19 protein-coding genes and 4 pseudogenes are annotated in these 22,465 nt (G+C 73.2%); 15 read left to right on the top strand and 8 right to left on the bottom strand.

Annotation, left to right across the window (positions count from 1 at the left end; all coding sequences use genetic code 11):
• Window positions 1-118 precede the first annotated feature (118 nt).
• A complete protein-coding gene (locus tag ACZ7IF_RS34245; protein ID WP_470979775.1) occupies window positions 119-988 on the top strand; it encodes a (2Fe-2S)-binding protein in 870 nt (289 codons plus the stop codon).
• A gap of 192 nt (window positions 989-1,180) precedes the next feature.
• Window positions 1,181-2,239 (top strand): DUF2637 domain-containing protein, encoded by a 1,059-nt coding sequence (locus ACZ7IF_RS34240; protein ID WP_470979772.1) that lies wholly within the window; start codon window positions 1,181-1,183, stop codon window positions 2,237-2,239.
• 56 nt (window positions 2,240-2,295) lie between these two features.
• On the opposite strand, the gene ACZ7IF_RS34235 is transcribed toward ACZ7IF_RS34240, so the two are convergent.
• Complete coding sequence (locus ACZ7IF_RS34235) at window positions 2,296-2,730, bottom strand: ATP-binding protein (protein ID WP_470979770.1); 435 nt, start codon at window positions 2,728-2,730, stop codon at window positions 2,296-2,298.
• 138 nt (window positions 2,731-2,868) lie between these two features.
• Window positions 2,869-3,886 (bottom strand): annotated as a pseudogene (locus ACZ7IF_RS34230) (thiamine pyrophosphate-dependent enzyme); the annotation flags it as partial.
• Between the two features lie 54 nt (window positions 3,887-3,940).
• Between ACZ7IF_RS34230 and ACZ7IF_RS34225 the strand changes: the two are divergent.
• The gene (locus tag ACZ7IF_RS34225; RefSeq protein WP_470979768.1) at window positions 3,941-4,063 is read left to right on the top strand and encodes an HNH endonuclease; all 123 of its coding nucleotides are present in this window, start codon (window positions 3,941-3,943) and stop codon (window positions 4,061-4,063) included.
• A 17-nt stretch (window positions 4,064-4,080) separates the two neighbouring features.
• Here ACZ7IF_RS34225 and ACZ7IF_RS34220 read toward each other — a convergent pair whose 3' ends face one another.
• From ACZ7IF_RS34220 to ACZ7IF_RS34210, 3 genes and pseudogenes are all read right to left on the bottom strand, one after another.
• Window positions 4,081-4,401: a hypothetical protein gene (locus ACZ7IF_RS34220; RefSeq protein ID WP_470979765.1), complete on the bottom strand. Its 321-nt coding sequence runs from the start codon at window positions 4,399-4,401 to the stop codon at window positions 4,081-4,083.
• Window positions 4,402-5,464: 1,063 nt separating this feature from the next.
• Window positions 5,465-5,844, bottom strand: a pseudogene (locus ACZ7IF_RS34215) (ubiquinone-dependent pyruvate dehydrogenase); the annotation flags it as partial.
• Between the two features lie 52 nt (window positions 5,845-5,896).
• Window positions 5,897-7,186 carry a protein phosphatase 2C domain-containing protein gene (locus ACZ7IF_RS34210; RefSeq protein ID WP_470979762.1) on the bottom strand — a complete coding sequence of 430 codons (1,290 nt, stop codon included), beginning with the start codon at window positions 7,184-7,186 and terminating at the stop codon, window positions 5,897-5,899.
• 254 nt (window positions 7,187-7,440) lie between these two features.
• Between ACZ7IF_RS34210 and ACZ7IF_RS34205 the strand changes: the two genes are divergently transcribed.
• Window positions 7,441-8,418 carry a helix-turn-helix domain-containing protein gene (locus ACZ7IF_RS34205; protein ID WP_470979759.1) on the top strand — a complete coding sequence of 326 codons (978 nt, stop codon included), beginning with the start codon at window positions 7,441-7,443 and terminating at the stop codon, window positions 8,416-8,418.
• Between the two features lie 24 nt (window positions 8,419-8,442).
• Window positions 8,443-8,928, top strand: a complete 486-nt coding sequence (locus tag ACZ7IF_RS34200) for a DUF456 domain-containing protein (protein ID WP_470979756.1) — start codon at window positions 8,443-8,445, stop codon at window positions 8,926-8,928.
• Between the two features lie 460 nt (window positions 8,929-9,388).
• Here the strand turns inward: ACZ7IF_RS34200 and rsgA are convergent, their stop codons facing one another.
• Together rsgA and ACZ7IF_RS34190 are read right to left on the bottom strand one after the other, a co-directional pair.
• Window positions 9,389-10,489 carry a ribosome small subunit-dependent GTPase A gene (gene rsgA, locus ACZ7IF_RS34195; protein WP_470979753.1) on the bottom strand — a complete coding sequence of 367 codons (1,101 nt, stop codon included), beginning with the start codon at window positions 10,487-10,489 and terminating at the stop codon, window positions 9,389-9,391.
• A 286-nt stretch (window positions 10,490-10,775) separates the two neighbouring features.
• Window positions 10,776-11,387: a TIGR03086 family metal-binding protein gene (locus ACZ7IF_RS34190; RefSeq protein WP_470979750.1), complete on the bottom strand. Its 612-nt coding sequence runs from the start codon at window positions 11,385-11,387 to the stop codon at window positions 10,776-10,778.
• A gap of 52 nt (window positions 11,388-11,439) precedes the next feature.
• Here ACZ7IF_RS34190 and ACZ7IF_RS34185 point away from each other — a divergent pair, with 52 nt between their 5' ends.
• The 3 genes and pseudogenes from ACZ7IF_RS34185 to ACZ7IF_RS34175 all read left to right on the top strand — a co-directional run.
• Window positions 11,440-11,895, top strand: coding sequence for a MarR family winged helix-turn-helix transcriptional regulator (locus ACZ7IF_RS34185; RefSeq protein ID WP_470979747.1), 456 nt, complete (start codon window positions 11,440-11,442; stop codon window positions 11,893-11,895).
• Window positions 11,896-11,957: 62 nt separating this feature from the next.
• Entirely contained in the window at window positions 11,958-13,832 is a 1,875-nt protein-coding gene (locus ACZ7IF_RS34180; RefSeq protein WP_470979744.1) for a vWA domain-containing protein, read from the top strand.
• 41 nt (window positions 13,833-13,873) lie between these two features.
• Window positions 13,874-14,050, top strand: a pseudogene (locus ACZ7IF_RS34175) (VOC family protein); the annotation flags it as partial.
• Between the two features lie 387 nt (window positions 14,051-14,437).
• On the opposite strand, the gene ACZ7IF_RS34170 reads toward ACZ7IF_RS34175, so the two are convergent.
• The gene (locus tag ACZ7IF_RS34170) at window positions 14,438-15,562 is read right to left on the bottom strand and encodes a YihY/virulence factor BrkB family protein (protein ID WP_470979740.1); all 1,125 of its coding nucleotides are present in this window, start codon (window positions 15,560-15,562) and stop codon (window positions 14,438-14,440) included.
• Between the two features lie 17 nt (window positions 15,563-15,579).
• On the opposite strand from ACZ7IF_RS34170, the gene ACZ7IF_RS34165 reads away from it, so the two are divergent.
• From ACZ7IF_RS34165 to ACZ7IF_RS34135, 7 genes and pseudogenes are all read left to right on the top strand, one after another.
• The gene (locus tag ACZ7IF_RS34165) at window positions 15,580-17,223 is read left to right on the top strand and encodes an acyl-CoA dehydrogenase family protein (protein WP_470979737.1); all 1,644 of its coding nucleotides are present in this window, start codon (window positions 15,580-15,582) and stop codon (window positions 17,221-17,223) included.
• 400 nt (window positions 17,224-17,623) lie between these two features.
• Entirely contained in the window at window positions 17,624-18,889 is a 1,266-nt protein-coding gene (locus ACZ7IF_RS34160) for a GAF domain-containing protein (protein ID WP_470979866.1), read from the top strand.
• A gap of 5 nt (window positions 18,890-18,894) precedes the next feature.
• On the top strand, window positions 18,895-19,458 hold the full coding sequence (locus ACZ7IF_RS34155; RefSeq protein WP_470979734.1) for a GNAT family N-acetyltransferase: 564 nt from the start codon (window positions 18,895-18,897) through the stop codon (window positions 19,456-19,458).
• 614 nt (window positions 19,459-20,072) lie between these two features.
• Window positions 20,073-20,156 carry a putative leader peptide gene (locus ACZ7IF_RS34150; RefSeq protein WP_312847410.1) on the top strand — a complete coding sequence of 28 codons (84 nt, stop codon included), beginning with the start codon at window positions 20,073-20,075 and terminating at the stop codon, window positions 20,154-20,156.
• Between the two features lie 219 nt (window positions 20,157-20,375).
• A complete protein-coding gene (locus ACZ7IF_RS34145) occupies window positions 20,376-22,082 on the top strand; it encodes a nitrite/sulfite reductase (RefSeq protein ID WP_470979731.1) in 1,707 nt (568 codons plus the stop codon).
• Window positions 22,079-22,258 (top strand): hypothetical protein, encoded by a 180-nt coding sequence (locus ACZ7IF_RS34140; RefSeq protein WP_125815005.1) that lies wholly within the window; start codon window positions 22,079-22,081, stop codon window positions 22,256-22,258. The genes ACZ7IF_RS34145 and ACZ7IF_RS34140 overlap by 4 nt, the downstream gene beginning before the upstream one ends.
• Window positions 22,255-22,465, top strand: a pseudogene (locus ACZ7IF_RS34135) (phosphoadenylyl-sulfate reductase); the annotation flags it as partial. The gene ACZ7IF_RS34140 and the pseudogene ACZ7IF_RS34135, both read left to right, overlap by 4 nt.

Genomic DNA, 22,465 nt, shown 5'->3' with positions numbered 1-22,465 from the left:
CGAGGATAGGTGACGGGCCCGCGGGCGTCGCGGACGCGACCGGGGGCTCCCCGCACCCCCCGAGATCAGCTAAGGTAAGCCTTACCTTCTCTCACGACGCGTGATTCGGTGGTCCGCCATGCCCGGCTCGGCTGTTCCCGCCCCGCTCCCGTCCGCACCCGCCCCGGCCGGCTCGCCGGTGGCGGGCGCGTACGAGCGCCTGGCGGCCGCCCATCCGGGCCTGCGGGCCGAGGAGCGCGGCGCGCACGAACCCCTCCCTCGCGGTGTGGGCTGGGTCGGCGCGCACGAGCTCGCGGCGGGCGGGGCGGCCCTGGACGCCCACCTCGCGTGGGACGAGGCCCAGGTGCTGCGGGACTACGGGCGCCGGGCGCGGCCCGACGTGGTGGCCGGATTCGGCCTCCACCGGTACGCCTGGCCGGCCTGCCTGCTGATCACCGTCCCGTGGTTCCTGGAGCGCCGGGTGCCCCGGCTGCCCGTGGACCGGGTGGCCTTCCACCGGACGCGGGGGCGGATGTCCGTACGCGTCGAGGAGTTCGCCTGCCTGCCGGACGACCCGGCGGCCTCCCTCCCCGGGGCGCGGGTCGTGCCCGGCGAGGAGGCCCTGCGCGAGGAGGTGCGGGCAGCGGTGGCCCAGCACCTCGGACCGCTGCTGGAAGGTTTCGGCCCGCGGATGCGGCGCGGCCGCCGCGCCCTGTGGGCGATGGCCGCCGACGAGGTGGTCGAGGGGCTCTGGTACCTCGGGAGCCTGCTCGGCGAGGAGCGGCGGGCCGTGCGCGAGCTGGAGCTGCTGCTGCCGGGCGCGCTCGCCCCGTACACCGGAGCCGCCGGCTTCCGCACCCTCGCCGGCCCCGGCGGGGCGGAGCTGACCACCCGGGACCGGGCGAGCTGCTGCTTCTTCTACACGATCCGCCCGGAGGACACCTGCACGACCTGCCCGCGCACCTGCGACGCGGACCGCGTCACCCGGCTCACGGCGGCCGACGGCTGAACCCACCCGTGCGGATGAAGTGGATTCGAACTCAACTCGGCTCGTACGGGCACCAGTTCGACCCACAACACCCTATCCGACGGGACCCGCCCCCCGATGGCGTCCACTTGCCCCGAAACCCACGTGCACCACTGACCGGCTGCGCCACTATGGCGCCCGGAAAGCCGCATACGCGAGGCAAGGGACATCCGCATGAGACTGACCGACATATCGCTGGACTGGCTGCTGCCCGGCAGCCTGTTGATCCTGGGCGTGCTTGCGGCAGTGGCGGTGCTGGCCCGGGGCAAGCGTGAGGGCGAGAAGGCCGCGGCCGACGACAGCTGGGAACGCAGCGAGGAACGCCGCCGCCGCAAGGAGGCCGTCTACGGGACCGCCTCCTACGTCCTGCTCTTCTGCTGCGCGGCGGTGGCCGCCGCGCTCTCCTTCCACGGGCTCGTCGGCTTCGGCCGGCAGAACCTCAACCTCTCCGGCGGCTGGGAGTACCTGGTCCCCTTCGGCCTCGACGGCGCCGCCATGTTCTGCTCGGTGCTCGCCGTCCGCGAGGCCAGCCACGGTGACGCGGCACTCGGCTCCCGGATGCTGGTCTGGCTCTTCGCCGGGGCGGCCGCCTGGTTCAACTGGGTCCACGCCCCCCGGGGTACGGGCCACGACGGCGCCCCGCAGTTCTTCGCGGGGATGTCGCTCTCGGCGGCGGTGCTCTTCGACCGGGCACTCAAGCAGACCCGCCGCGCGGCTCTGCGCGAACAGGGCCTGATCCCGCGCCCGCTGCCGCAGATCCGCATGGTCCGCTGGCTGCGGGCCCCCCGGGAGACCTTCGGCGCCTGGTCGCTGATGCTGCTGGAGGGGGTGCGCACCCTCGACGAGGCGGTGGACGAGGTGCGCGAGGACAAGAAGGAGCGCGAACAGGACCGGCACCGCAGGCGGGAACAGCACCGCCTGGACCGCGCCCACATCAAGGCGCTGGGCCGGCAGAACAGGGCGTTCGGGCGGGCCCGGGCGCGTCAGGTCGACCTGCCGGGGCTGGCCCCCGGGGCGGGCTCCGCGCCGGTCGGCGCGGAGCCCGCCATATCGGAAGCGGGACAGCTGCCCCTGCGCCGAAGGCCCTCACTGCAGGCCGTGAACGGAACCGAATCCCCTGATCCGTCCGGTTCCCGGACGGTGGACCTCACCGCCGAGGACGACACCCAGACGATCCCCCGGCTCGACTCCCTGGAGCGCAAACTGAAGGACCTGGAACAGCAGTTCGGCTGACCGGACCGCACGGACACGGAGGCGGGGCACCCCCTGGGCGCCCCGCCTCCGCACGCTCAGGCCCGGGCCGCGCCCGCGGCCCCGAGCTCGAACCAGACGACCTTGCCGCGCCCCATCGCGAGCGGGTCCACGCCCCAGGCGTCGGCCAGCACCTGCACCAGGACCAGTCCGCGGCCGTGCGTACCGTCGTCGGCGGACGGTACGTACGGCCGGGGCAGGCGCGCGGCGTGGTCGCGGACCTCGACCCTGAGCCGGCCGGCCCGGACGGTCGCGGACACCTCGGCGCCCTGGTCGGTGTGGACGAGGGCATTGGTGACCACCTCGGTGATCAGCAGCTCCGCCACCTCGGCCGTCTCGCCCCGGCAGCGGTGGCGCACCAGCTCCCGCAGGGCCCGGCGGACCTCGCCCACCGCCTTCAGGTCGGCCCGGCGCACACTCCGCGCCATCTCGGCGTGGTCCTGCTCGGCGCCCGCCGACGGCTCGCGCGCCACCGGCCGCTCGGTCCTCCACGTCTTCCCGGTCCTCGCCCCCACCCGCACGGCGACATACCTCCCCGTATAGCGCTGCCCGTGGTCTCGAACAGGTCTACGGAATGCATGCCCCCGGCGACGGTCCGCACTCCTTCGGGCTCAAGGCCTGGGCACGTTCCGGAGGTTGGATCGAGCCATCTGGATCATCCGGCCGACCCCGCCGTCCAGCACGATCTTGCCGGCGGACAGTGCGAATCCGGTCACCATCCCGGCACTGACCTTCGGCGGAATCGACAGGGCGTTGGGGTCCGTCACGACGTCCACCAGAGCGGGCCCCTTGCGCCGGAAAGCATCCTTCAAAGCGGCCGTGAGCTGCCTGGGCTTCTCGACCCGGACCCCGTAGGCACCCGCCGCGCGGGCGATCGCGGCGAAGTCCGGGTTGTGGTTCGTCGTCCCGTACGAGGGAAGGCCGGAAACCGGCATTTCCAACTCCACCACGCCCAGGGAGGAGTTGTCGAAGAGGACCACTTTGACGGGCAGGTCGTACTGCACCAGGGTGAGGAAATCTCCCATCAGCATCGAGAAACCGCCGTCACCGGACATCGACACCACTTGACGCCGGCGGTCCGTGAACTGTGCGCCGATGGCCTGCGGGAGGGCATTGGCCATGGAGCCGTGGCTGAAGGAGCCGATGATGCGCCGCTTGCCGTTCGGGGAAAGATAGCGCGCCGCCCATACGTTGCACATGCCCGTGTCGACGGTGAACACCGCGTCCTCGTCGGCGAGTTCGTCGAGGACGGAGGCCACGTACTCGGGGTGGACCGGCGTGTGTTCTCCACCTTGCGCGTGTACGCCTTCACCACCCCCTCCAGCGCGTCCGCGTGCTTCTTCAGCATCCGGTCCAGGAAGCGGCGGTCCTCCTTCGCCCGCACCCGAGTGTTCAGCGCGCGCAGGGTCTCCCGTACGTCGCCCCAGACGGCGAGCTCCAACTGGGAGCGACGGCCCAGGTGTTCGGGGCGGATGCCCACCTGGACGATCTTCACGTCGTCGGGGAGGAAGGCTTGTACGGGAAGTCCGTGCCGAGCAGGACCAGCAGGTCCCACTCGTGCGTGGCCTCGTAGGCGGCGCCGTACCCCAGCAGACCGCTCATGCCGACGTCGTACGGGTTGTCGTACTGGGGTTACCTGCGCATGTCACTCCTCCGCGACCAACGCACTGAACGAGGCTGGGGGTGCCGGCTCAGCCGCTCGCCCTCGGCGGGACGGACACGGACGGGAACGTTCAACCGCTCTGCCGTCCGTGCCACAAGGCGAAGACCCGGACCGACTTCGGGCACTTCACCACGCCGTTCTGACGTACTCGCGCATGCGGCTAAAAGCCCCTCAGGGTACTCGTCGGGCTCTCACCCAGGTATGTGCTGGTTGCCTCATTCTTCAGCTTGTACTGAGGCCAGACGGTGTTCGTCCGAACAAGTTCGAGTTTCCAGATCTGGTTCTTTTGCTGAGTGAAGCCCCAGCCCTGCACGGGCGTCCCGTCCGCTTTGTCCGACCTCCTAAGATCGATGACATTGCCATCCAAATCGTGGAAGGTGATCTTGGCCGGGTCATGGTCGGCCGCGTGTGCTGTGGCGGGGAGGGTGATCGCCATCGCCGCCAGGGCCAGGACTGTGAGAGTACGTCGGGTGTTGATCATGTCGTAGCAACGATCACGGACCTGCGCCGGTTACGAGGGGGTCGCCCCGATGCCCCGTAAGCCCCGCCCCCCGTGCTCGGCACCCGGGCGCCCCGAGCTGCCCCCCGCCGACGGACCCCGTGGGCCTCCGAACGGCCATGCAGGTGGGGCAAGTTCGCCGCTCCACAGGAACATACGCACCTACGATTTGTCGTACTGGGGCTACCTGCGTATGTGACTGTCGGCCGGCGGACGCTGCATGGAGGACCGACACGAGAAGGAACACCCTGCGCCGTGTCGGCACCGCCCCCTCAAACGAGCGCGGGCGGGATCACGCACTAGCGGGTGGTCCACCAAGTCGCGGCGGACCCGGCTGCCGTGGTGATCAGCGCGACAATCCATCCCGGTACGCGCTGAACCGTCAAGTGGAGTCCGCCACAGCGGAGTTCGATCTGAGGGCGCTGCTCTGCGCTTCGCTTCATACCCACTAGTCCAGCACGCGGCCCAAGCCAGGAGTTCATTCGAAGGGGTGGCGAATGGTGTCGTTTCCTTAGGGGCGGGGACGCCATTTTAGCGGGTCGTCAGCCAAGCCGTGAGCGCAGACCCACCAAGGGTCACCAGGACAGTCAAGAGCCTCACGGGGACATGCTGAAGGGTCATGCGGAACCCGCCGCATCGGATGTCCAGTGCGGGCGCTGTCTTGTCAGTGGTCATGGGCTGACGATGCGCCGCACCTCCGCCCCTGATCAACCGCTTCACAGGAACCATCCGCATGACGTCGCTCCATCCGCATCAGGCGAGTGCCTGACACGCTTCCTGGCGGGCCCACCAGCAACAATCGCGGTTGGTGCCACCCGACTTCGCAAGGCGACCCGACCCTGATGCGGATCAGTCTGGATCTAGAGAACTATCCGCATCGAGCGGTTGCCTGGCCCCACACCCGAGAGGTGGATTTTCGCGGCGCCACACCGCCCCCACCCTCGTTGCACCCGAGCCGCCCCGGGCAGCGAACAATGCGTTAGCTCCAAACACCTGTGCCGATAAAGGGAGTTCGCTGCCCCCACAGGAACATACGCACCTACGAATTGTCGTACTGGATCCACTCCTTGCCGCGCAGGGCGTGGCCGACGGGGGCCTTGACCCGGGCGGCGAACTCCATGACCTCCGCGTGCGCGCCGGCGGTGCCGCTGCCGCAGAAGAGCGTGACCCTTTCGGCCTCGTCGATCAGCCGGACCAGCTTCTCGATCTCCCCGTCGCCGGGCCGTACGGCCGGCCGGGCCGTCACCAGGGCGTGCTGCACCGCCTTCTCCGGGGCCGGCTGCGCGGCGATGTCCCCGGGCAGCGCGACGACGCTGACGCCGCCGCGGCCGATGGCGTGCTGGACGGGCTCTGGAGCAGCCGGGGCATCTGCGCCGGGTTGGAGATCAGCTCGCTGTAGTGGCTGCACTCGCGGAACACGCCCTCTCCGGTTCCCCGCGAGCCGTGTGCGCCTTCCATCCACGCACGCCCCGCGCGGTCACGCCTCCCAGAGCGCGGCGGCCGTCCGGTCGTCGGCGTAGCCCTTGAGGCGGAGCTGGGTGTCGGCGAGGAAGGCCGCCAGACCCGGCGGCTCCCCCTGCGACCAGCGGGCGGAGAGCTCGGCCGGGAGCAGGCTCTCCTCCCGCATGGGCTCCGCGAGGCCGCCGGAGCAGAGCAGCAGGGTGTCACCCGGGCGGGCCACGGAGGCACGGAACCGGAAGCCGGCCGACGGGGCCGTGTCCTCCTCCAGGTCCTGCCAGCGGCCCGCGCGCAGCCGGAAGACCCCGCCGGCGCCCGCGCCGAAGCAGATCCGGTTGGGGCAGTCCGGGTCCAGCGGCAGCAGGAGCCCGCGCAGCCCGGCGGTGTACGCCTCCTCCGCGAGCCCGAGCTCGGCGGCGCGGGCCCGCAGCCGCCCGTAGCCCCGGTCGGTGAGGCGCTGGAGCCCCGACAGCAGGGCCTCGCGGCGGCCCGCCCGGATGTCGTCGGCGAGCCGCTCCCGGCTGCGCCCGACGGCCGCCGCGACGAGGTGTCCGAGCTCGGCGGCTGCCTCCCGGGCACCGGGGGCGGCCCGGTCCCCGCCGGCCAGCACCACCAGCACGAGGGCCTCGTCACCGCTGCCGAAGCGGGCGGTGAGCAGGAAGTCCCGCCGGGCCTCGCCCCGGTAGCGGGCGGAGTCCCCGCGCAGGGAGGCGGCCCGCAGCGTGTACGTCCCGTAGCGGGCGCCCTCCAGGACGGTGTCCGGGGTCAGGAAGTCCAGCGCGGCCGGGTCGGCGGCGGGCAGCGCCCCCGGCTCGGCGGCGTAGGTGGGGGCGCGGTCGCCGAGGTACCGCACCGCGGGCCGCTCGGGCGGCGGGGCCGCCCCCGCCCCCGAAGCCGGCGGCACGGCCACGTCCCCCCGCGCGTAGCCGGTCTCCCCTGCCACCCGCGGATCCGGCGGGGTCACGGGCGGCTCGGCGGCCCGGTACCCGGGCGGTGGCGGCGGTACGGCCAGGCCCCCGGGCCCGGCCGGCCCCGCCACGGCGGGCGGCAGGGGCGGGGGCAGCGGCGGGGGCGCGGGAGGCGGGCCCTGCAGCGGCACCGGCACCGGCTCGGGCACCGGGTCCCCCGCGACCGCCGGAGGCTCCCGGCGGGGGCCCGGCAGGGAGGGCCCGGGCGGGGCCGGCTCCGTCACGAGGACCGACGCCGAGCGGAAGCGCTGGTCCAGGGTGTCCCCCGGGTCGGGGGCGGGGCCCGCGTCGGGGTCCTCGTACAGCTTCTGCCACCAGTCCTGCGCGCCCTGCTGACTCATGCCCCCATTCTGGGCGCGACCGGGCGGCGGAAAACCCCGAATCCGGGAAAAGGGCCCACCGGGCCGCCGCCCCGCGCCACCCTCCCCCATCACCCGTACGTACCGGCGCATTTCGTACTTCTGATCGACCGTCCGGGAGGCCGGGGCGGCGCCGCCTTGGCAGAGGGGCGGGGGATGCGGCGAAGATGTCGGCGGCGGGTTCGCGCCGTGGCCGCTTCCCGCCAGGAACGGCTCTGGGGAGTGGGGTGGACGGGTTGCTGGGAGCGATAGGCCTGGACGAGGGCCAGGAATCGGCGTACCGGGCGCTGGTGGCACTGGGGGCGGCGGAGGTGCCCGACCTGGCACACCGGCTGACCCTGCCGGTACCGCAGACGGAGCGGGCACTGCGGCACCTGGAACGCCACGGACTGGCGGCCCGGTCCTCGGCGCACCCGGGCCGCTGGGTGGCGGCGCCGCCGGGCGTCGCCCTCGGGGCCCTGCTGACCCGGCAGCGCGACGAACTGGAGCGGGCGGAACTGGCCGCGGCGCTGCTGGCGCGGGAGTACCGGGCGGAGGCGGCCGAACCGGCGGTCCACGACCTGGTGGAGGTGGTGACGGGCGCGAGCGCCGTGGCCCGCCGCTTCCAGCAGCTCCGGCTGGGCGCGAAGGAGGAGGTCTGCGCGCTGGTCAGCGGCCTGCCCCGGAGGGCGTCCGGCCCGGAGGGCGAGGCCGGGGACCGGGCGGCCGTACGGGGCGTCGAGTACCGGGTGGTCGTCGAGCGCGATGTGCTCACCCTGCCCACCGGCATGCGGGAGGCCTCCAGCGCGCTGGCGCGCGGCGAACGGATCCGGGTGGCGGCGGCGGTCCCCACGAAGCTGCTGATCGCGGACGGCACCCTCGCCATGGTCCCGCTGACGTCCCGCGGGGCGGACCCGGCGGCCCTGGTGGTGCACGCGTCGGGCCTGCTCGAATCGCTGCGGGGCCTCTTCGAGGCGGTGTGGCGGGAGTCCCTCCCGCTGCGGCTGGGCGTCACGGGCCACCCCGAGGAGGGCGACGGCGGCCCCGACACCACCGACCTGGAGATCCTCTCCCTGCTGCTGGCGGGGATGACGGACGCGAGCGTGGCCAAGCACCTGGAACTCGGCCTGAGGACGGTCCAGCGGCGCGTGAAGGGGCTGATGGAGCTGACGGGCGTGACGACCCGGCTCCAGCTGGGCTGGCACGCGTACGAACGGGGCTGGGTGGCCCGATAGCCGGGGGTCGGTCACGCTGGGCGCATGGATCTGCCGCAGCTGCTCCTGGTGGGCCTGGTGCTGCTGCTCGGGGTGCTGGGGGTGCTGGTCCCGGGAGTGCCGGGGACCTGGCTGGTCTGGGCGGGGCTGCTGTGGTGGTCCCTGCACGAGCGGTCCGCGGCCGCGTGGGCGGTCCTGGTCGCCTCGACGGCCCTGCTGCTGGTGGTGCAGGTGGTGAAGTGGCAGCTGCCGCCGAGACGGCTGCGGGGCGTCGGCGTCACCCGCCGGATGGCGGCGTACGCGGGCGCGGGCGCGGTGGCGGGCTTCGTCCTGCTGCCGGTGGTGGGGGCGGTGCCGGGGTTCGTGGGCGGCATCTACCTGTGCGAACGCCGCCGGCTGGGCACGCACGGGGAGGCGTGGGCGTCGGTCCGGGCGGTGATGCGGGCGGTGGGGACGAGCGTGCTGGTGGAGCTGTTCGCGTGCCTCGCGGTGACGGCGGCGTGGCTCGGGACGGTGCTGGCCGGCCCGTAGCGACGCCCCGCCCTACCGCTGCGCGGAGCTCGCCCCTCCCCCCTGACGCGGTCCTCGCGCCGCTCAGCGCCGCGGCGCTTCCCGGGCTCCGGGCCCGCCGCGCCGGACTCCGCCCGACGGACCTGGAGCGGGGCCCGCGCCCCTCGGCTCGTGCCGGTCGGCGCGTGCGGGTCCGCCACCGCTGCGCGGAGCTTGCCCCTCCCCGCCCGTCACCCGTTCTCGCCTCAGACGCCGGCGCGGCTGAAAGGCCCCCGGGGCTCCGCCCCGGACCCCGCGCGGGCGCTGCGCGCAAGCCTGGCGGGGGGGGCACCGCCCGGCGTCGGCTGGGGGAGGAACGGTGGAAGGGCGGGCACGGGACCGGCTCCGCGCAGCGGCACGTACCGCCCCGGCACGGCCCGGCACCCGCCCCCGCGAAGGCCAGGGCGGCGCGGTACTCGCCCCCGCCCGGCCGGCGCAACGGCTAACGGCCCCGCTTCGCCGCATAGTTCGCACGGCCCACCGCCGACTTCATGCGCCAGTCCCGGGCGATCTCCGCCCGCAGCCGGGCGTCCGTCTTCGCGACGATCCGCTGGTTCTCGCGCAGCAGCTTGCGGTAGCTGTCCAGGCGGCGCTCCGGGAGCGCCCCCTCGGCCACCGCCGCCAGCACCGCGCACCCCGGCTCCGCCTCGTGCGCGCAGTCGTGGAAGCGGCACTGCTCGGCGTACTCCTCGATCTCCGAGAACACCTGCCCCACCCCCGCCTCCGCGTCGAAGAGACCGACGCCGCGCAGCCCAGGGGTGTCGATCAGGACGCCCCCGCCCGGCAGGGCGAGCAGGTTGCGGGTGGTGGTGGTGTGGCGGCCCTTGCCGTCGACCTCGCGGGTCTCCTGGACGTCCATGACGTCCGCGCCGAGCAGCGCGTTCGCCAGCGTCGACTTGCCCGCGCCCGAGATGCCGAGCAGCACGCTCGTGCCGCCTGCGACGACAGCGGCGAGCACGTCGGTGCCCTCCCCCGTGTGGGAGGAGACGGTGAGCACCTGCACGCCCGGGGCGGCGGTCTCCACGTCCTGGACCAGGTAGGCCAGCGCGGCCGGGTCCGGGACGAGGTCCGCCTTGGTCAGGACGACCAGCGGCTGCGCCCCCGACTCCCAGGCCAGCGCGAGGAACCGCTCGATCCGGCCGAGGTCGAGCTCGACGGCGAGCGAGACCGCGATGATCGCGTGGTCGACGTTGGCGGCGAGGATCTGCCCCTCGGAACGCTGCGAGGAGGTGGACCGTACGAAGGCGGTCCGGCGCGGCAGGTACGCCTTCACGTAGCGCGGGTTGCCGGTCGCCTCGACGACGGCCCAGTCGCCCGTGCAGATCACCCGGAGCGGGTCGTGGGGGGTGACGAACGCGGTGTCGGCGCGGATCACGCCGTCCTCGGTCATCACGTCGCACTGGCCCCGGTCGACCCGCACGACGCGGCCCGGGACGAGTCCCTGGGCGGCGTACGTGGCGAACTCGGCCGCCCAGGCCTCGTCCCAGCCGAAGGATGCGAGGGAGGTGAGGGACGGGGAGGAAGAGAAAGAAGAGGAAGTCAAGGGGAACCCTTCACAGGGTGGCCCCGGCAGCGCCCGCTCGGCGGCGGTGCGAGGAGTGTGAGGTCAGCCGGAGGCCACGGAGGTGGAAACGATGATGAACTCCTGAATGCGGGCAGTGCCCGTCACCGTGACAGTCATCAATGTCCTCACCTCCTGTTTCCTGCTCCTCAGGGAGCCTGCGGGCCGACGCGGCCCCGTTCCTCCGGAACCGTATCCGGCCCCGGCCGACGGCACCACCGAATTAATCCGTCGCCGGACCTCGTCGTCCCGCTTCAGTGGCGCTCCGTCAGCCGGGCGGGCTCCAGGAGTGGGAGCGGCCCAGGTGCCCGAGGATTCGGGTCAGGGTGTCGGAGCCGGTGGGCGCGGGCAGGCCGGGGGCGAAGGGGGTGCCCGGCCGCGTGCGGTGGGCGCCGATGGGGACGGCCAGCGCGATGGGGAGGGCGGCGTCCAGGACGGCGGGGTCCGGGGCGAAGGGCAGACCGAGGGCGCGGCTGACGTCCCAGCCGTGGACCACGTAGTCGAGGAAGTGGAAGCCGATCGCCCGGACCGCCGGGAAGGCTGCGCCCTCGCCGAACTCGGGGAGGGCGAACTCCTGCTCCTCCGTGGCGACTTCGGCGAAGGCGGCAAGGACCGCCGCCGCGGCCGCGACGTACCGTCCGGCGGATTCCGGTCCCGGCACCTCGGCCTTCCAGTGCGTCAGGTCGCCGCCGCCGGCCCTCGCCGCCGCCGCGAAGCCGCGGTGCTGGGCCGCCATGTGCTCCAGCAACTGGCCCAGGTTCCAGGCCGAGCACGGAGTGGGACGGCCCAAATCCTGCGCGCCCACCCGGCGGACCACGGCGACGCATTCGCGCACCGACCGCTCGTTGAAAGCCCTCACGCCTTCCAAATTGATACGCATGCACCTACGATAGGTAGATGCCTACCATAGGTCAACGAGTACCTTCTCCCCCATGGCTGGGAACACCACATCCGACGGACGCCCCGACCTGGCGGCGATGATCATCCCCCTGGGCCGCGCCCTGGTGGCCGCCGAACTGCCGGTACTGCGCGAACACGGGCTGGCCATGTGGGCGTACGCGGTGCTGCTCGGGCTCGACGACGAGCCGGTACGGACACAGGCCGCGCTGGCGCGGGAGATCGGCGCCGACAAGACGCGGATCATCGGCGTCCTCGACGACCTGGAAGAACGCGGACTGATCCGGCGGCAACCCGATCCGGCGGACCGGCGGGCGCGCGTCCTGTCCCTCACCCCCGCGGGGCGCCGGACGCGCGACGCGGTCCAGTCGGCGATCCGGCAGCGCGAGGAACGGCTGCTGGCACGCCTCCCGGAGGAAGACCGGCGCGGCTTCCTCAACGCTCTGCAGGCACTCGCCTCGCTGCCTCCCTCGGAGATCAGCGGCGACTGAGGCCTTCCGCTCCCTGACCGGCACGCGAGAAGGGCCGGCAGGCAGACCACCTGGAGATCTTCATGCATCCGATACCACGACGACTACGCGCGCTCGCTCTCGCCGCCGTTCCCCTGCTGATGCTCGGGGCACTCCTGTCGCCGGCGGCCGCCGCGAGCGCCTCCCCCGCCGCACCCGGCGCTCCTGACCCCGCCCGGATCGACCTGGTCCTCGACCTGTCCGGGTCGATGAACGAGAACGACGCCGGCGGCCAGACCCGCCTCGCCGCCGCCAAGCAGGCGGTCACCCGGATCATCGACACCGCCCCCGAACAGGCCCCGCTGGGGCTGCGCGTCTACGGCGCCACGTATCCCGGGCAGGACAAGAAGCAGGGCTGCGCCGACACGCAGCAGGTCCTTCCGGTCACCCCGATGGACCGGGCGGCGCGTGCCGACGCCAAGAAGCGGGTCGAGGGCTTCAAGGCGGTCGGGTTCACACCGATCGGCGTCTCGCTCCGCGAGGCCGCCAAGGACCTCGGCGCGAGCGGCAAGCGCCGCATCGTCCTGGTCTCGGACGGTGACGACACCTGTGCGCCGCCGCCTCCGTGCGAGGTGGCCCGCGAGCTCAAGGCGCAGGGCATCGACCTCGCCGTGGACGTGGTCGGCTTCCGGACGCCCTCCTCGGCGCGTGCGCAGCTGAAGTGCGTGGCCGACGTGACCGACGGGTCGTACGCGGACGCCGACGACGCCGACTCGCTGACCGCCGACTTGGGCGCCCTGTTCCGCAAGGCGTGGCGGACCTACCACGCCACCGGAAAGCCGGTCGAGGGCTCCCTCAACGGCTGCCAGGACGCTCCTCTGGTCACGCCCGGCCAGTACCTGGACAAGTTCACCGGGGGGCGCGACCTCTACTACAGGGTCAAGAAGCGGCCGGAGCAGCGGCTCCAGGTGAGCGCCACCGCCGTCGCCGAGGAGGGGTACTCGCGCGGTTCCATCATCGCCGTCTCCGCCGGCCCTGCGGGCAACGGCAAACCCAGCGCCTGGCTGAGGGAGTTCGACCAGTCGATGGGGTGGGCGAACATCATCTCCACCGGAGGCCGCAGCAAGCCCGGAGCAGGCAACGAGACGCCCGCGCCGGACGACACCGGCTGCATCGTGGTCGAGAACCAGGTGACCCGGTCCGGCGACAAGCCGATGCCCGTCGAGCTTCTCGTCGGCATCGCCGACAAGACGGCCCAGGGGGCCGGCGTGCGGACTCCGGAGGCCCGCACCGGGGCGGCCGCCGAGGGTGGCTTCTCCTTCAACAGCGCCACCCCGATCGGACCGGGCACCCACCGGCAGTCCATCGCCGTCGGCGAGGCTCCGTTCTGGCGCGTGGAAGTGAAGGACGGCCAGAAACTCACGGTCAAGGGCGGTGTGGACATCCCGGCCGACTTCCCCGGCTCCGTGACCACCGGCTGGAGCGTCACCGTCTACAACGCGCAGCGCGCGGAGACACAGTGCAACGAGGACAACAGGGTGACCGAGTCCCTCGCGCACAGGACCGGGCACATCGAGCGGGTCTGCGGGCCCTGGGAGATCACCGAGGGCGACTCGACGGGCTCCGGCTCCAAGGGATACGACGTGCCCGGCACGTACTACATCCAGGCGCAGGTCGCCGAGCCGGACGACAAGGCGAAGGGCATCGTCGTACCGGTCTCGCTGACCGTGGACGTCACCGGCACCCCGCGCCCCGGAACCGGCCCGGTGTTCTTCTTCGGTGACGACACCGCGCAGGGCGCCTCGCCGCCCGGTGCGAACGGGAGCGGCAGACAGGGCGGCACCGGCGGCACGACGGCGGCCGCGAAGGACGACGACTCGGGCGCGAGCGGGATCGTGCTGCTGAGCGGTGCCGGCGCCGGGGTCCTCCTGCTCGGCGGAATCACCTTCTACGCCCTCAGGCGGCGCAGGGCGTCCTGACACCGGCGCGGGCCGGTGAAACGAGAACCCGGCGAGGCGCGGTGCCGGGCGGGCTGCGGATCGGCGGGGACACGGAGGAGGCCGTCCGGTCCTTCGACCCCTCCTGGACCCCGCCGCGCGGCGCGCAGCGCCGGGAGCTCGCTTCTCCGTTCGAGTCCCCCGCGGAGGTGGACGCGCTGTACGCGGAGCTGACGGGTGCCGGGTACGAGGGGCACCCGAAGCCCTGGGACGCCTTCTGGGGCCGGGGCTACGCGGTGGTGCTCCACCCGGACGGCTGCGGGGTCTCGCTGTTCGCGCCCGCCGACGCCGTGCAGGCCCCGAGGGCGGTCCCGGCCGGCGCGCGGACCTCGCGGGGCCGGGTGCGCCTGGTCGGCGTACCCGGCGGCGCAGGCCACCTCGGCCTGCGCCGGCCAGCGCCGGGCCGGGGCCATCTGGAGGCGCAGCACCCGGCCCGGGGTGCGGGGGCCGTACCCGAAGGCGTCCGGCGAGCGCCGGCGCAGCCGGCGCTCGCCGAGCACGGGCGCTGTGCCGGGAGCCGGGCGGAGCCCGGTGAAGGCGCGGCCGGGGACCTCCCCGGGGGTTACGGGACAGCCCTCGGGAGGGCGTCAGTGCTTGCGCAGGCGGGAGGCGTAGTCGTCGGGCGGCAGGAAGTTCGACCAGCGCTCGGGGAACTCCGAGGGCATCCCGGCGTCCTCGTCGTCCTCGGACTCCCCCTCGGCCAGGGCCCGCCAGGCGGCGGCGCGGGCGATGAGCTGGGCGGCCTCGGCCTCGCGGACCCGCTCGTTGGCCTCGCGGGCGGCGGCCGTGGCCACCGAGGGCCAGACCCGGTCGATCGCGGCGTTGACGGCGGCGCCGACGAGCACCGCGAAGGCCGAGATGCCGATCCACAGCAGGATCGCGACGGGCGCGGCGAGGGACCCGTAGATGGTCGGGCCCTCCACGGTGTTGGTCAGGTAGATCCGCAGCAGGAACGATCCGAGCACCCACATCGCGAGTGCGACCAGCGCGCCCGGCACGTCCTCGATCCACGGCGACCGGACGGGGACGGACACGTGGTAGAGCGTCGTCAGGAAGGCGATGGAGAGCAGGGTGACCACCGGCCAGTACAGGACGGCGATCACCTCCGTGCTCCAGGGCACCAGGCGGACGACGGCGTCGGGCCCGACGACCATCAGCGGCAGCACGATCGCGCCGATCAGCAGGGCGATCACGTAGAGGAGGAAGGCGAGCAGCCGGGTCTTGACGATGCCGCGCTGACCGTCGAGCCCGTACATGACGGTGATGGTGTCGATGAAGACGTTGACGGCGCGGGAGCCGGACCACAGCGCGAAGGCGAAGCCGAGGGAGATCAGGTCGGGGCGGCCGCGGCTGGTGACGTCGTCGAGCATGGGTCTGGCGATGTCGTTGACGCCCCGGTCGGACAGGACGGTGCCGACCGCCCCCAGGATGTTCTCCTCGATGCTGGCCACGGACTGGGTGTTCGTCCAGCCGTCCACGTAGCCGAGGAGGCCCAGCAGGCCGAGGAAGAGCGGGGGCAGGGAGAGCAGGGTGAAGAAGGCGGCTTCGGCGGCGAGGCCGAGGATCCGGTACTCGATGCACGAGTTGACGGTGTCCTTGAGGAGCAGCCAGCCCATCTTGCGCTTGGAGACGTTGCGGTAGAGGACGCGGGCCCGGTGGAGCCTTCCCGGTCGTACCGGGATCCCCTCGGGTGTTTCTTTTGCTGGCTGCACGTCCTTACGGTATCCGCATGGCAGCCACCACCCACACAGTCAGCAACCAGGCCCCGCCGCTCGTCGGGTACGAGGTCTACCTCGGCGACCGGGCCCTCACCGAGGGCGTGGAGCGGCACCTCGCCGACGCGGCCCCCGAACTCCGGGACGAGGTACGGGAGGAGCTCACCGCGCTCGGGCGCGCGGCCGGTTCCGCGCAGGCCCAGCAATGGGGGCGGGAGGCGAACGAGAACCCGCCGGTACTGCGGACGCACGACCGCTACGGGAACCGGATCGACGAGGTGGAGTTCCACCCGTCGTGGCACCGGCTGCTCGGGCACGCGGTGGGCGCCGGGCTGACGGACGCCTGGGGCCGGCCGGCCGGGCACCTGCGGCGGGCGGCGGGCTTCTTCCTGTGGTCGCAGGCCGAGGCGGGGCACGGCTGCCCGGTCTCGATGACGCACGCCGCGGTGCCGGCACTGCGGACCGATCCGGAGCTCGCGGCGGAGTGGGAGCCGCGGCTCACCTCGCACGCGTACGAGGAGGGGCTGCGGCCGGCCGGGCAGAAGGCCGGGGTGCTCTTCGGGATGGGCATGACGGAGAAGCAGGGGGGCAGCGACGTACGGGCCAACACGACGGCGGCGGCTCCGCTGGACGCGTCCGGGGAGTACGTGCTGACCGGGCACAAGTGGTTCTGCTCGGCGCCGATGTCGGACGGCTTCCTGGTGCTGGCGCAGGCGCCGGGAGGGCTGACGTGCTTCCTGGTGCCGCGGGTGCTGCCGGACGGGACGCGGAACGCGTTCGCGGTCCAGCGGCTGAAGGACAAGCTGGGCAACAAGTCGAACGCGTCGGGCGAGATCGAGTTCTCCGGGACGTGGGCGCGGCGGGTGGGCGAGGAGGGCCGCGGGGTGCGGACCATCATCGAGATGGTCGCGGCGACCCGGCTGGACTGTGTGATCGGTTCGGCCTCGCTGATGCGGCAGGCGCTGACGCAGGCCGTCCACCACGCGGAGCACCGCTCTGCTTTCGGATCACCGCTCATCGACCAGCCGCTGATGCGCAACGTCCTCGCGGACCTCGCCCTGGAGTCGGAGGCGGCCACCGCCCTGACGCTGCGCCTCGCGGCCGCGTACGACGCGGGAACCGACCAGGAGCGGGCCTTCCTGCGCCTCGCGGTGCCCGCCGCGAAGTACTGGGTGACCAAGCGGTGTACGCCCATGGTGGCGGAGGCCCTGGAATGTCTGGGCGGCAACGGCTACGTCGAGGAGTCCGGACTGCCGAGACTGCTGCGCGAATCTCCGGTCAACTCCATCTGGGAGGGCTCGGGCAACGTGCAGTCCCTGGACGTGCTGCGCGCGCTCCAGCGGGAGCCGCAGGCCCTGAACGCCTTCCTCCAGGAGGTCGGGCTGGCCAGGGGCGCGGACCACCGGCTGGACGCGGCGATCAAGAACCTGCTGACGGAGCTGGCCGACCTCGACGGGATCGAGGCCCGGGCCCGCCGGGTGGTGGAGCGGATGGCCCTGGTGCTCCAGGGCTCGCTGCTGGTCCGCTGGGCCCCGCCGGAGGTGGCGGACGCGTTCTGCGCGTCCCGGCTCGGCGGTGACTGGGGGGCGGCCTTCGGAACGCTGCCGCACAGCCTTGACCTGGCCACAGTGGTGGCACGGGCGCGGATCACGGGCTGACGGCGGTCCCCAAACCACCGTGCTCCCAGGCCGCGGTGGTCCCCAAACCATTACGCGGCCGCCGGAGCGCTCAGCACCGGATCCGAGCCCGTGGAGGTGGGACCAGGGGTGGCGCCGCGCCGACTCGGCGCCACCCCTGGTCCAAGAGCCCCGAGGAAGGAGCTGTCACGCCGCTCGGCGGCGTGCCGATAGTTTCGGTCGGGTGACCGGGGGTTGGCGAGGGTTGCATACCGTTGCAACCCTGCATTCCTTACGGCTCGGAATTCGCCCGCCGCATGTGCCCGGGAAGTACGCGCGTGCGCCACGGGGGGCGGCTTGCGCAGTACGTCCTGTTCAGCACGGGGAGGTTCCGGTGGCCAACACCGCAGGCAGCACGGTCGACGTGGCGCGCATCTCGGCCATGGACGCGCGGGAGGCGACGCGCCTGCTGAAGGGGGTGCGGGCCGCGGCGCTGGCCGGCGACCGCCCGCCGGCCGCCCCCCGCCCCGAGATCGCCGAGTCCTGGCGGCGGATGCTCGCCGGCGGGGTGCACCCCGACCGGGACGCCCGCTCGCGGATGCTGTCCGCCGCCGAGACGGAGGAGCGCCGGCAGGTCTCGCCGCTGCGGGAGGTCCTCCCGGTGCTGCGCGAGGGGCTGCTGCCCGCGCTGGACGAGGCCCTGCACATCATGGTCGTGGCCGACGCGGACGGGCGGCTGCTGTGGCGGGAGGGGCACCGGTCGATCCTGCGCAAGGCGGACCGGCTGGGCTTCGCGGTGGGGGCCGACTGGGACGAGGCCGTGGTCGGCACGAACGGGGTGGGCACCGCCCTGGTGACGCGGCGCCCCGTCCAGGTGTTCTCGGCGGAGCACTTCGTCTCCAGCCACCACGACTGGACCTGCGCCGGAGCCCCCGTGCACGACCCGAGGGACGGGCGGCTGCTGGGCGTGGTCGACGTCAGCGGCCCGCTGGCCACCATGCACCCGGCGACCCTGGCGTGGGTGAGCTCAGTGGCCCGCCTCGCCGAGCGGGAGCTGCGGGTGCGGCACCTGGAGTCCCTGGAGCGGCTGCGGGCCGTGGCGGCCCCACTGCTGGCCCGGCTGCCCGGGCGCGCCCTGGCCGTGGACCCGCACGGCTGGACGGCGGCCGTGACGGGGCTGGCCCCCGCCGACCGGGTGGCCCTGCCGAAGGGGCTGGGCCCCGGGCCGGTGTGGGTCGCGCAGCTGGGCGACTGCGTGGCGGAGCCGCTGCCCGGCGGCTGGCTGCTGCGGCTGGCCGAGCCGCGTGGAGCCGCGCCGGCGGTGAGCCGGGTGGTGCTCGACCTGAGCCGGCCCCGGTCCTGGTCGGCGACCGTGTACGGGGCCGCCGGCAGCTGGTCCCAGGAGCTGAGCCCGCGCCACGCGGAGCTGCTGTTCCTGCTGGCGGAGACCCCGCGGGGGCGTTCGGCGGCGGAGCTGGCGGCCGAGCTGTTCGGGGACCCGACGCGGACGGTGACGGTCCGCGCCGAGCTGTCCCGGGTGCGGCGGCACCTGGCCGGGGTGCTGACGCACCGGCCGTACCGCTTCGCGGAGGACGTGGAGGTGGAGCTGATCCGCCCGGCGGACCCGGGCCGGCTGCTGCCCCACTCCACCGCCCCGGCCGTGATCAGGGCCCGCCTGGGCCGCGGCGGGGCGCCCGTGGTTCCCTGAACGGCATGAGCACCATCACACTCACCACCTGGTCCCTAGAGATGACCTCGCCGTCGGACCTCGTCCCGGCGGCCGTGCCGGGCCCGGAGATCGGCATCGTCCGCGCGGAGGTCCCGTCCCCGGAGCTGAGCCGCTTCCTGTACGCCTCGGTGGGCGGGGACATCCACTGGACGGACCGGCTGTCGCTGACCCGCGCGGAGTGGGTGGAGCTGCTGGAGCGGCCGGGCGTGGAGACGTGGGTCGCGTACGACCGCGGCACCCCGGCGGGCTACGTCGAGCTGGACCCGCAGCCCGACGGTGTGGTCGAGATCATGTACTTCGGCCTCCTGCCGGACTTCCGGGGCCGCCGCATCGGCGGGCACCTCCTGGCCTTCGGCACGGCCCGCGCCTGGGACCTCGCGTCCCGCTGGCCGGACCGCGAGCCGACCCGCCGCGTGTGGGTGCACACGTGCAGCCAGGACGGGCCGACGGCGATGGACAACTACCTGCGCCGCGGCTTCAAGGTCTTCAAGACGGAGACGGAAGCAAAGGAAGAAACCCCCACACCGGGGCCCTGGCCCGGAGCGTAGCCCCTGGCCGGGGGGTGTACGGGTGAGCCGTTGCCCTGGCCGGGCCCTTGCCCTGGCCTTTGCCCTGGCCGGGCGGGGTTCGGGGCGGGTGGCTGGCCGGGGCGGTGCCGGGGCCCTGCCGGGCGGGGTGCCCGGTGGGCGGCTGCGGGGCCGGGGCCGGTGCCGGGGCGGGGTGCCGTCCGGGACGGGCTTCGATGTTCGGCGCCCGATCCGGATGCGGATGTGCGAGGTACCGCGCGCCGTATTCATCTCGTTCTGGTCCCGGACGACACCCCACCCCGCCCCCACCCCCTCACCGGCCTCGCCCGCGGGGTCCAGGGCGGAGCCCCGGGGCACTTCCAGCCCCGCCGGCGATCGAGGCGCGCGTCCGGGCAGCGGGGACCAGCCCCGCGCAGCGGCCCACCCAGCGGCAGACGGCCACCGGCACCAGCCATGGGCCCGCCGGACGGAGTCCGGCGCAGCGGCGCGAAGCCGGGAGGCCGCCCGCGGCCGAGCCGTGCGAGCGGCGCACCGAGAAGGTGACGCCGGTCACCTGATCTCAGGATCCGGGACGACTTCGTCCGGATCGTGGACAGTAGTGGACTCCTCCAATCGGCACATGACACGCTTCGGCCATGAATGGAGCTGGAATTGCCTTGGTGAGTCGGCGGCACGTCGACCTCGGCCGCATGTCCAGCGCCATCTGTCCGGCGCGCTGACGGAACCAGCACCCGCCGCACATCGCCGCAGTCCCCGCCGCCGCGGACGCGTCGATCACCCGCAAGCCCCCTGAGGCCGAACGCCGCCCCCTGCCTGTCGGCAACCCCGACGCACGGGCGCAAATCGGCCACACCTGCTCAGAGACTCCAGCGTGACAGGGGCGCGCCGCCGCTCCCCCCTGCCTCCACCTAGAGCCGTTGAAGAAGGACGTACCCGCCATGGCCGCCACCCCTGAAACGCCCGCAGCCGCCCCCGCAGCCGCAGCGCGCCGCAAGACCGGCCGTCACCGCGGCGAGGGTCAGTGGGCCGTCGGGCACCACACGCCCCTCAACGGCAACGAGCAGTTCAAGAAGGACGACGACGGTCTCAACGTGCGGACGCGCATTGAGACGATCTACTCCAAGACGGGCTTCGACTCGATCGACCCCAACGACCTGCGCGGCCGTATGCGCTGGTGGGGCCTCTACACCCAGCGCAAGCCCGGGATCGACGGCGGCAAGACCGCGATCCTGGAGCCGGAGGAGCTGGACGACAAGTACTTCATGCTGCGCGTCCGCATCGACGGCGGCCGGCTGACCACCGAGCAGCTCCGCGTCATCGGCGAGATCTCCGAGGAGTTCGCGCGCGGCACCGCCGACCTCACCGACCGCCAGAACGTGCAGTACCACTGGATCCGGATCGAGGACGTCCCCGAGATCTGGCGCCGTCTGGAGGCCGTCGGCCTGTCGACCACCGAGGCCTGCGGTGACACGCCCCGCGTCATCCTCGGTTCGCCCGTCGCCGGCATCGCCCAGGACGAGATCATCGACGGCACCCCCGCCATCGAGGAGATCTACCGCCGCATCGTCGGCAACCCGGACTTCTCCAACCTGCCCCGCAAGTTCAAGTCCGCGGTCTCCGGCTCGCCGCTGCTCGACGTGGCGCACGAGATCAACGACATCGCCTTCGTCGGCGTGAACCACCCCGAGCACGGTCCCGGCTTCGACGTCTGGGTCGGCGGCGGCCTGTCCACCAACCCCAAGCTGGGCGTCCGCCTCGGCACCTGGGTCTCCCTGGACGAGGTCCCCGACGTCTACGAGGGCGTCATCTCGATCTTCCGCGACTACGGCTACCGCCGCCTGCGCACCCGCGCCCGCCTGAAGTTCCTCGTCGCCGACTGGGGCGCGGCCAAGTTCCGCCAGGTCCTGGAGGACGAGTACCTGAAGCGCGAGCTGACCGACGGGCCCGCTCCCGAGCAGCCCAGCGGCCAGTGGCGGGACCACGTCGGCGTGCACCAGCAGCAGGACGGCAAGTTCTACGTCGGCTTCGCGCCCCGCGTCGGCCGTGTGGACGGTGCCACCCTCACCAAGATCGCGGACGTCGCCGAGCAGCACGGCTCCGGCCGCCTGCGGACCACCGCCGAGCAGAAGATGATCGTCCTCGACATCGAGGCCGACCAGGTCGACTCGGTCGTCGCGGCCCTGGAAGCGCTGGACCTGCGGGTCAAGCCGTCCCCGTTCCGCCGCGGCACGATGGCCTGCACCGGCATCGAGTTCTGCAAGCTGGCCATCGTCGAGACGAAGGCGCGCGGCGCCTCGCTGATCGACGAGCTGGAGCGCCGCCTGCCGGACTTCGCCGAGCCGCTCACCATCAACATCAACGGCTGCCCGAACGCCTGCGCCCGTATCCAGGTGGCGGACATCGGTCTCAAGGGCCAGCTGGTCCTGGACGACGACGGCAACCAGGTGGAGGGCTACCAGGTGCACCTGGGCGGCGCCCTCGGCCTGGAGGCCGGCTTCGGCCGCAAGGTCCGCGGCCTCAAGGTCACCTCGGCCGGGCTGCCCGACTACGTCGAGCGGGTCGTCAAGCGCTTCGAGGAGGAGCGCGAGGACGGCGAGCGCTTCGCCGCCTGGGTCGGCCGCGCCAGCGACGCGAGCCTCTCATGAGCGAGCGCGCCGCACCGTTCTACTGCCCGTACTGCGGCGACGAGGACCTGTTTCCCCACGAGACGGGCCACGGCGCCTGGGAATGCAGGGCCTGCAACCGAGCCTTCCAGCTGAAGTACCTCGGGCTGCTGGCCCGGGGGGTTCAGTCCAACACCGCTGGAGGGGACGAGATATGACCACTACTCAAGACGTCGGTCTCAGAGAACTGGCCGAGCAGGCGGGCCGCGACCTGGAGGACGCATCCGCGCCGGACGTCCTGCGGTGGGCGGTGGAGACCTTCGGGAAGAAGTTCTGCGTGACGTCCTCGATGGAGGACGCGGTCGTCGCCCACCTCGCCTCGCGGGTCGCTCCTGGTGTGGACGTGGTGTTCCTGGACACCGGCT

The sequence above is a fragment of the Streptomyces sp. NPDC037421 genome, assembly GCF_055602105.1.
The sequence above is the reverse complement of the archived record's forward strand: the minus strand, read 5'-3'. Positions and strand labels throughout refer to the sequence as shown.

Coding starts and splice junctions, on each gene's coding strand:
- ACZ7IF_RS34140 (WP_125815005.1), top strand. CDS start 22,079: ATGAGCGAGCGCGCCGCACCGTTCTACTGCCCGTACTGCGGCGACGAG.
- ACZ7IF_RS34220 (WP_470979765.1), bottom strand. CDS start 4,401: ATGATCAACACCCGACGTACTCTCACAGTCCTGGCCCTGGCGGCGATG.
- ACZ7IF_RS34180 (WP_470979744.1), top strand. CDS start 11,958: ATGCATCCGATACCACGACGACTACGCGCGCTCGCTCTCGCCGCCGTT.
- ACZ7IF_RS34165 (WP_470979737.1), top strand. CDS start 15,580: ATGGCAGCCACCACCCACACAGTCAGCAACCAGGCCCCGCCGCTCGTC.
- ACZ7IF_RS34155 (WP_470979734.1), top strand. CDS start 18,895: ATGAGCACCATCACACTCACCACCTGGTCCCTAGAGATGACCTCGCCG.
- ACZ7IF_RS34150 (WP_312847410.1), top strand. CDS start 20,073: ATGAATGGAGCTGGAATTGCCTTGGTGAGTCGGCGGCACGTCGACCTC.
- ACZ7IF_RS34210 (WP_470979762.1), bottom strand. CDS start 7,186: ATGAGTCAGCAGGGCGCGCAGGACTGGTGGCAGAAGCTGTACGAGGAC.
- ACZ7IF_RS34145 (WP_470979731.1), top strand. CDS start 20,376: ATGGCCGCCACCCCTGAAACGCCCGCAGCCGCCCCCGCAGCCGCAGCG.
- ACZ7IF_RS34240 (WP_470979772.1), top strand. CDS start 1,181: ATGAGACTGACCGACATATCGCTGGACTGGCTGCTGCCCGGCAGCCTG.
- ACZ7IF_RS34200 (WP_470979756.1), top strand. CDS start 8,443: ATGGATCTGCCGCAGCTGCTCCTGGTGGGCCTGGTGCTGCTGCTCGGG.
- ACZ7IF_RS34245 (WP_470979775.1), top strand. CDS start 119: ATGCCCGGCTCGGCTGTTCCCGCCCCGCTCCCGTCCGCACCCGCCCCG.
- ACZ7IF_RS34160 (WP_470979866.1), top strand. CDS start 17,624: ATGGACGCGCGGGAGGCGACGCGCCTGCTGAAGGGGGTGCGGGCCGCG.
- ACZ7IF_RS34190 (WP_470979750.1), bottom strand. CDS start 11,387: ATGCGTATCAATTTGGAAGGCGTGAGGGCTTTCAACGAGCGGTCGGTG.
- ACZ7IF_RS34185 (WP_470979747.1), top strand. CDS start 11,440: ATGGCTGGGAACACCACATCCGACGGACGCCCCGACCTGGCGGCGATG.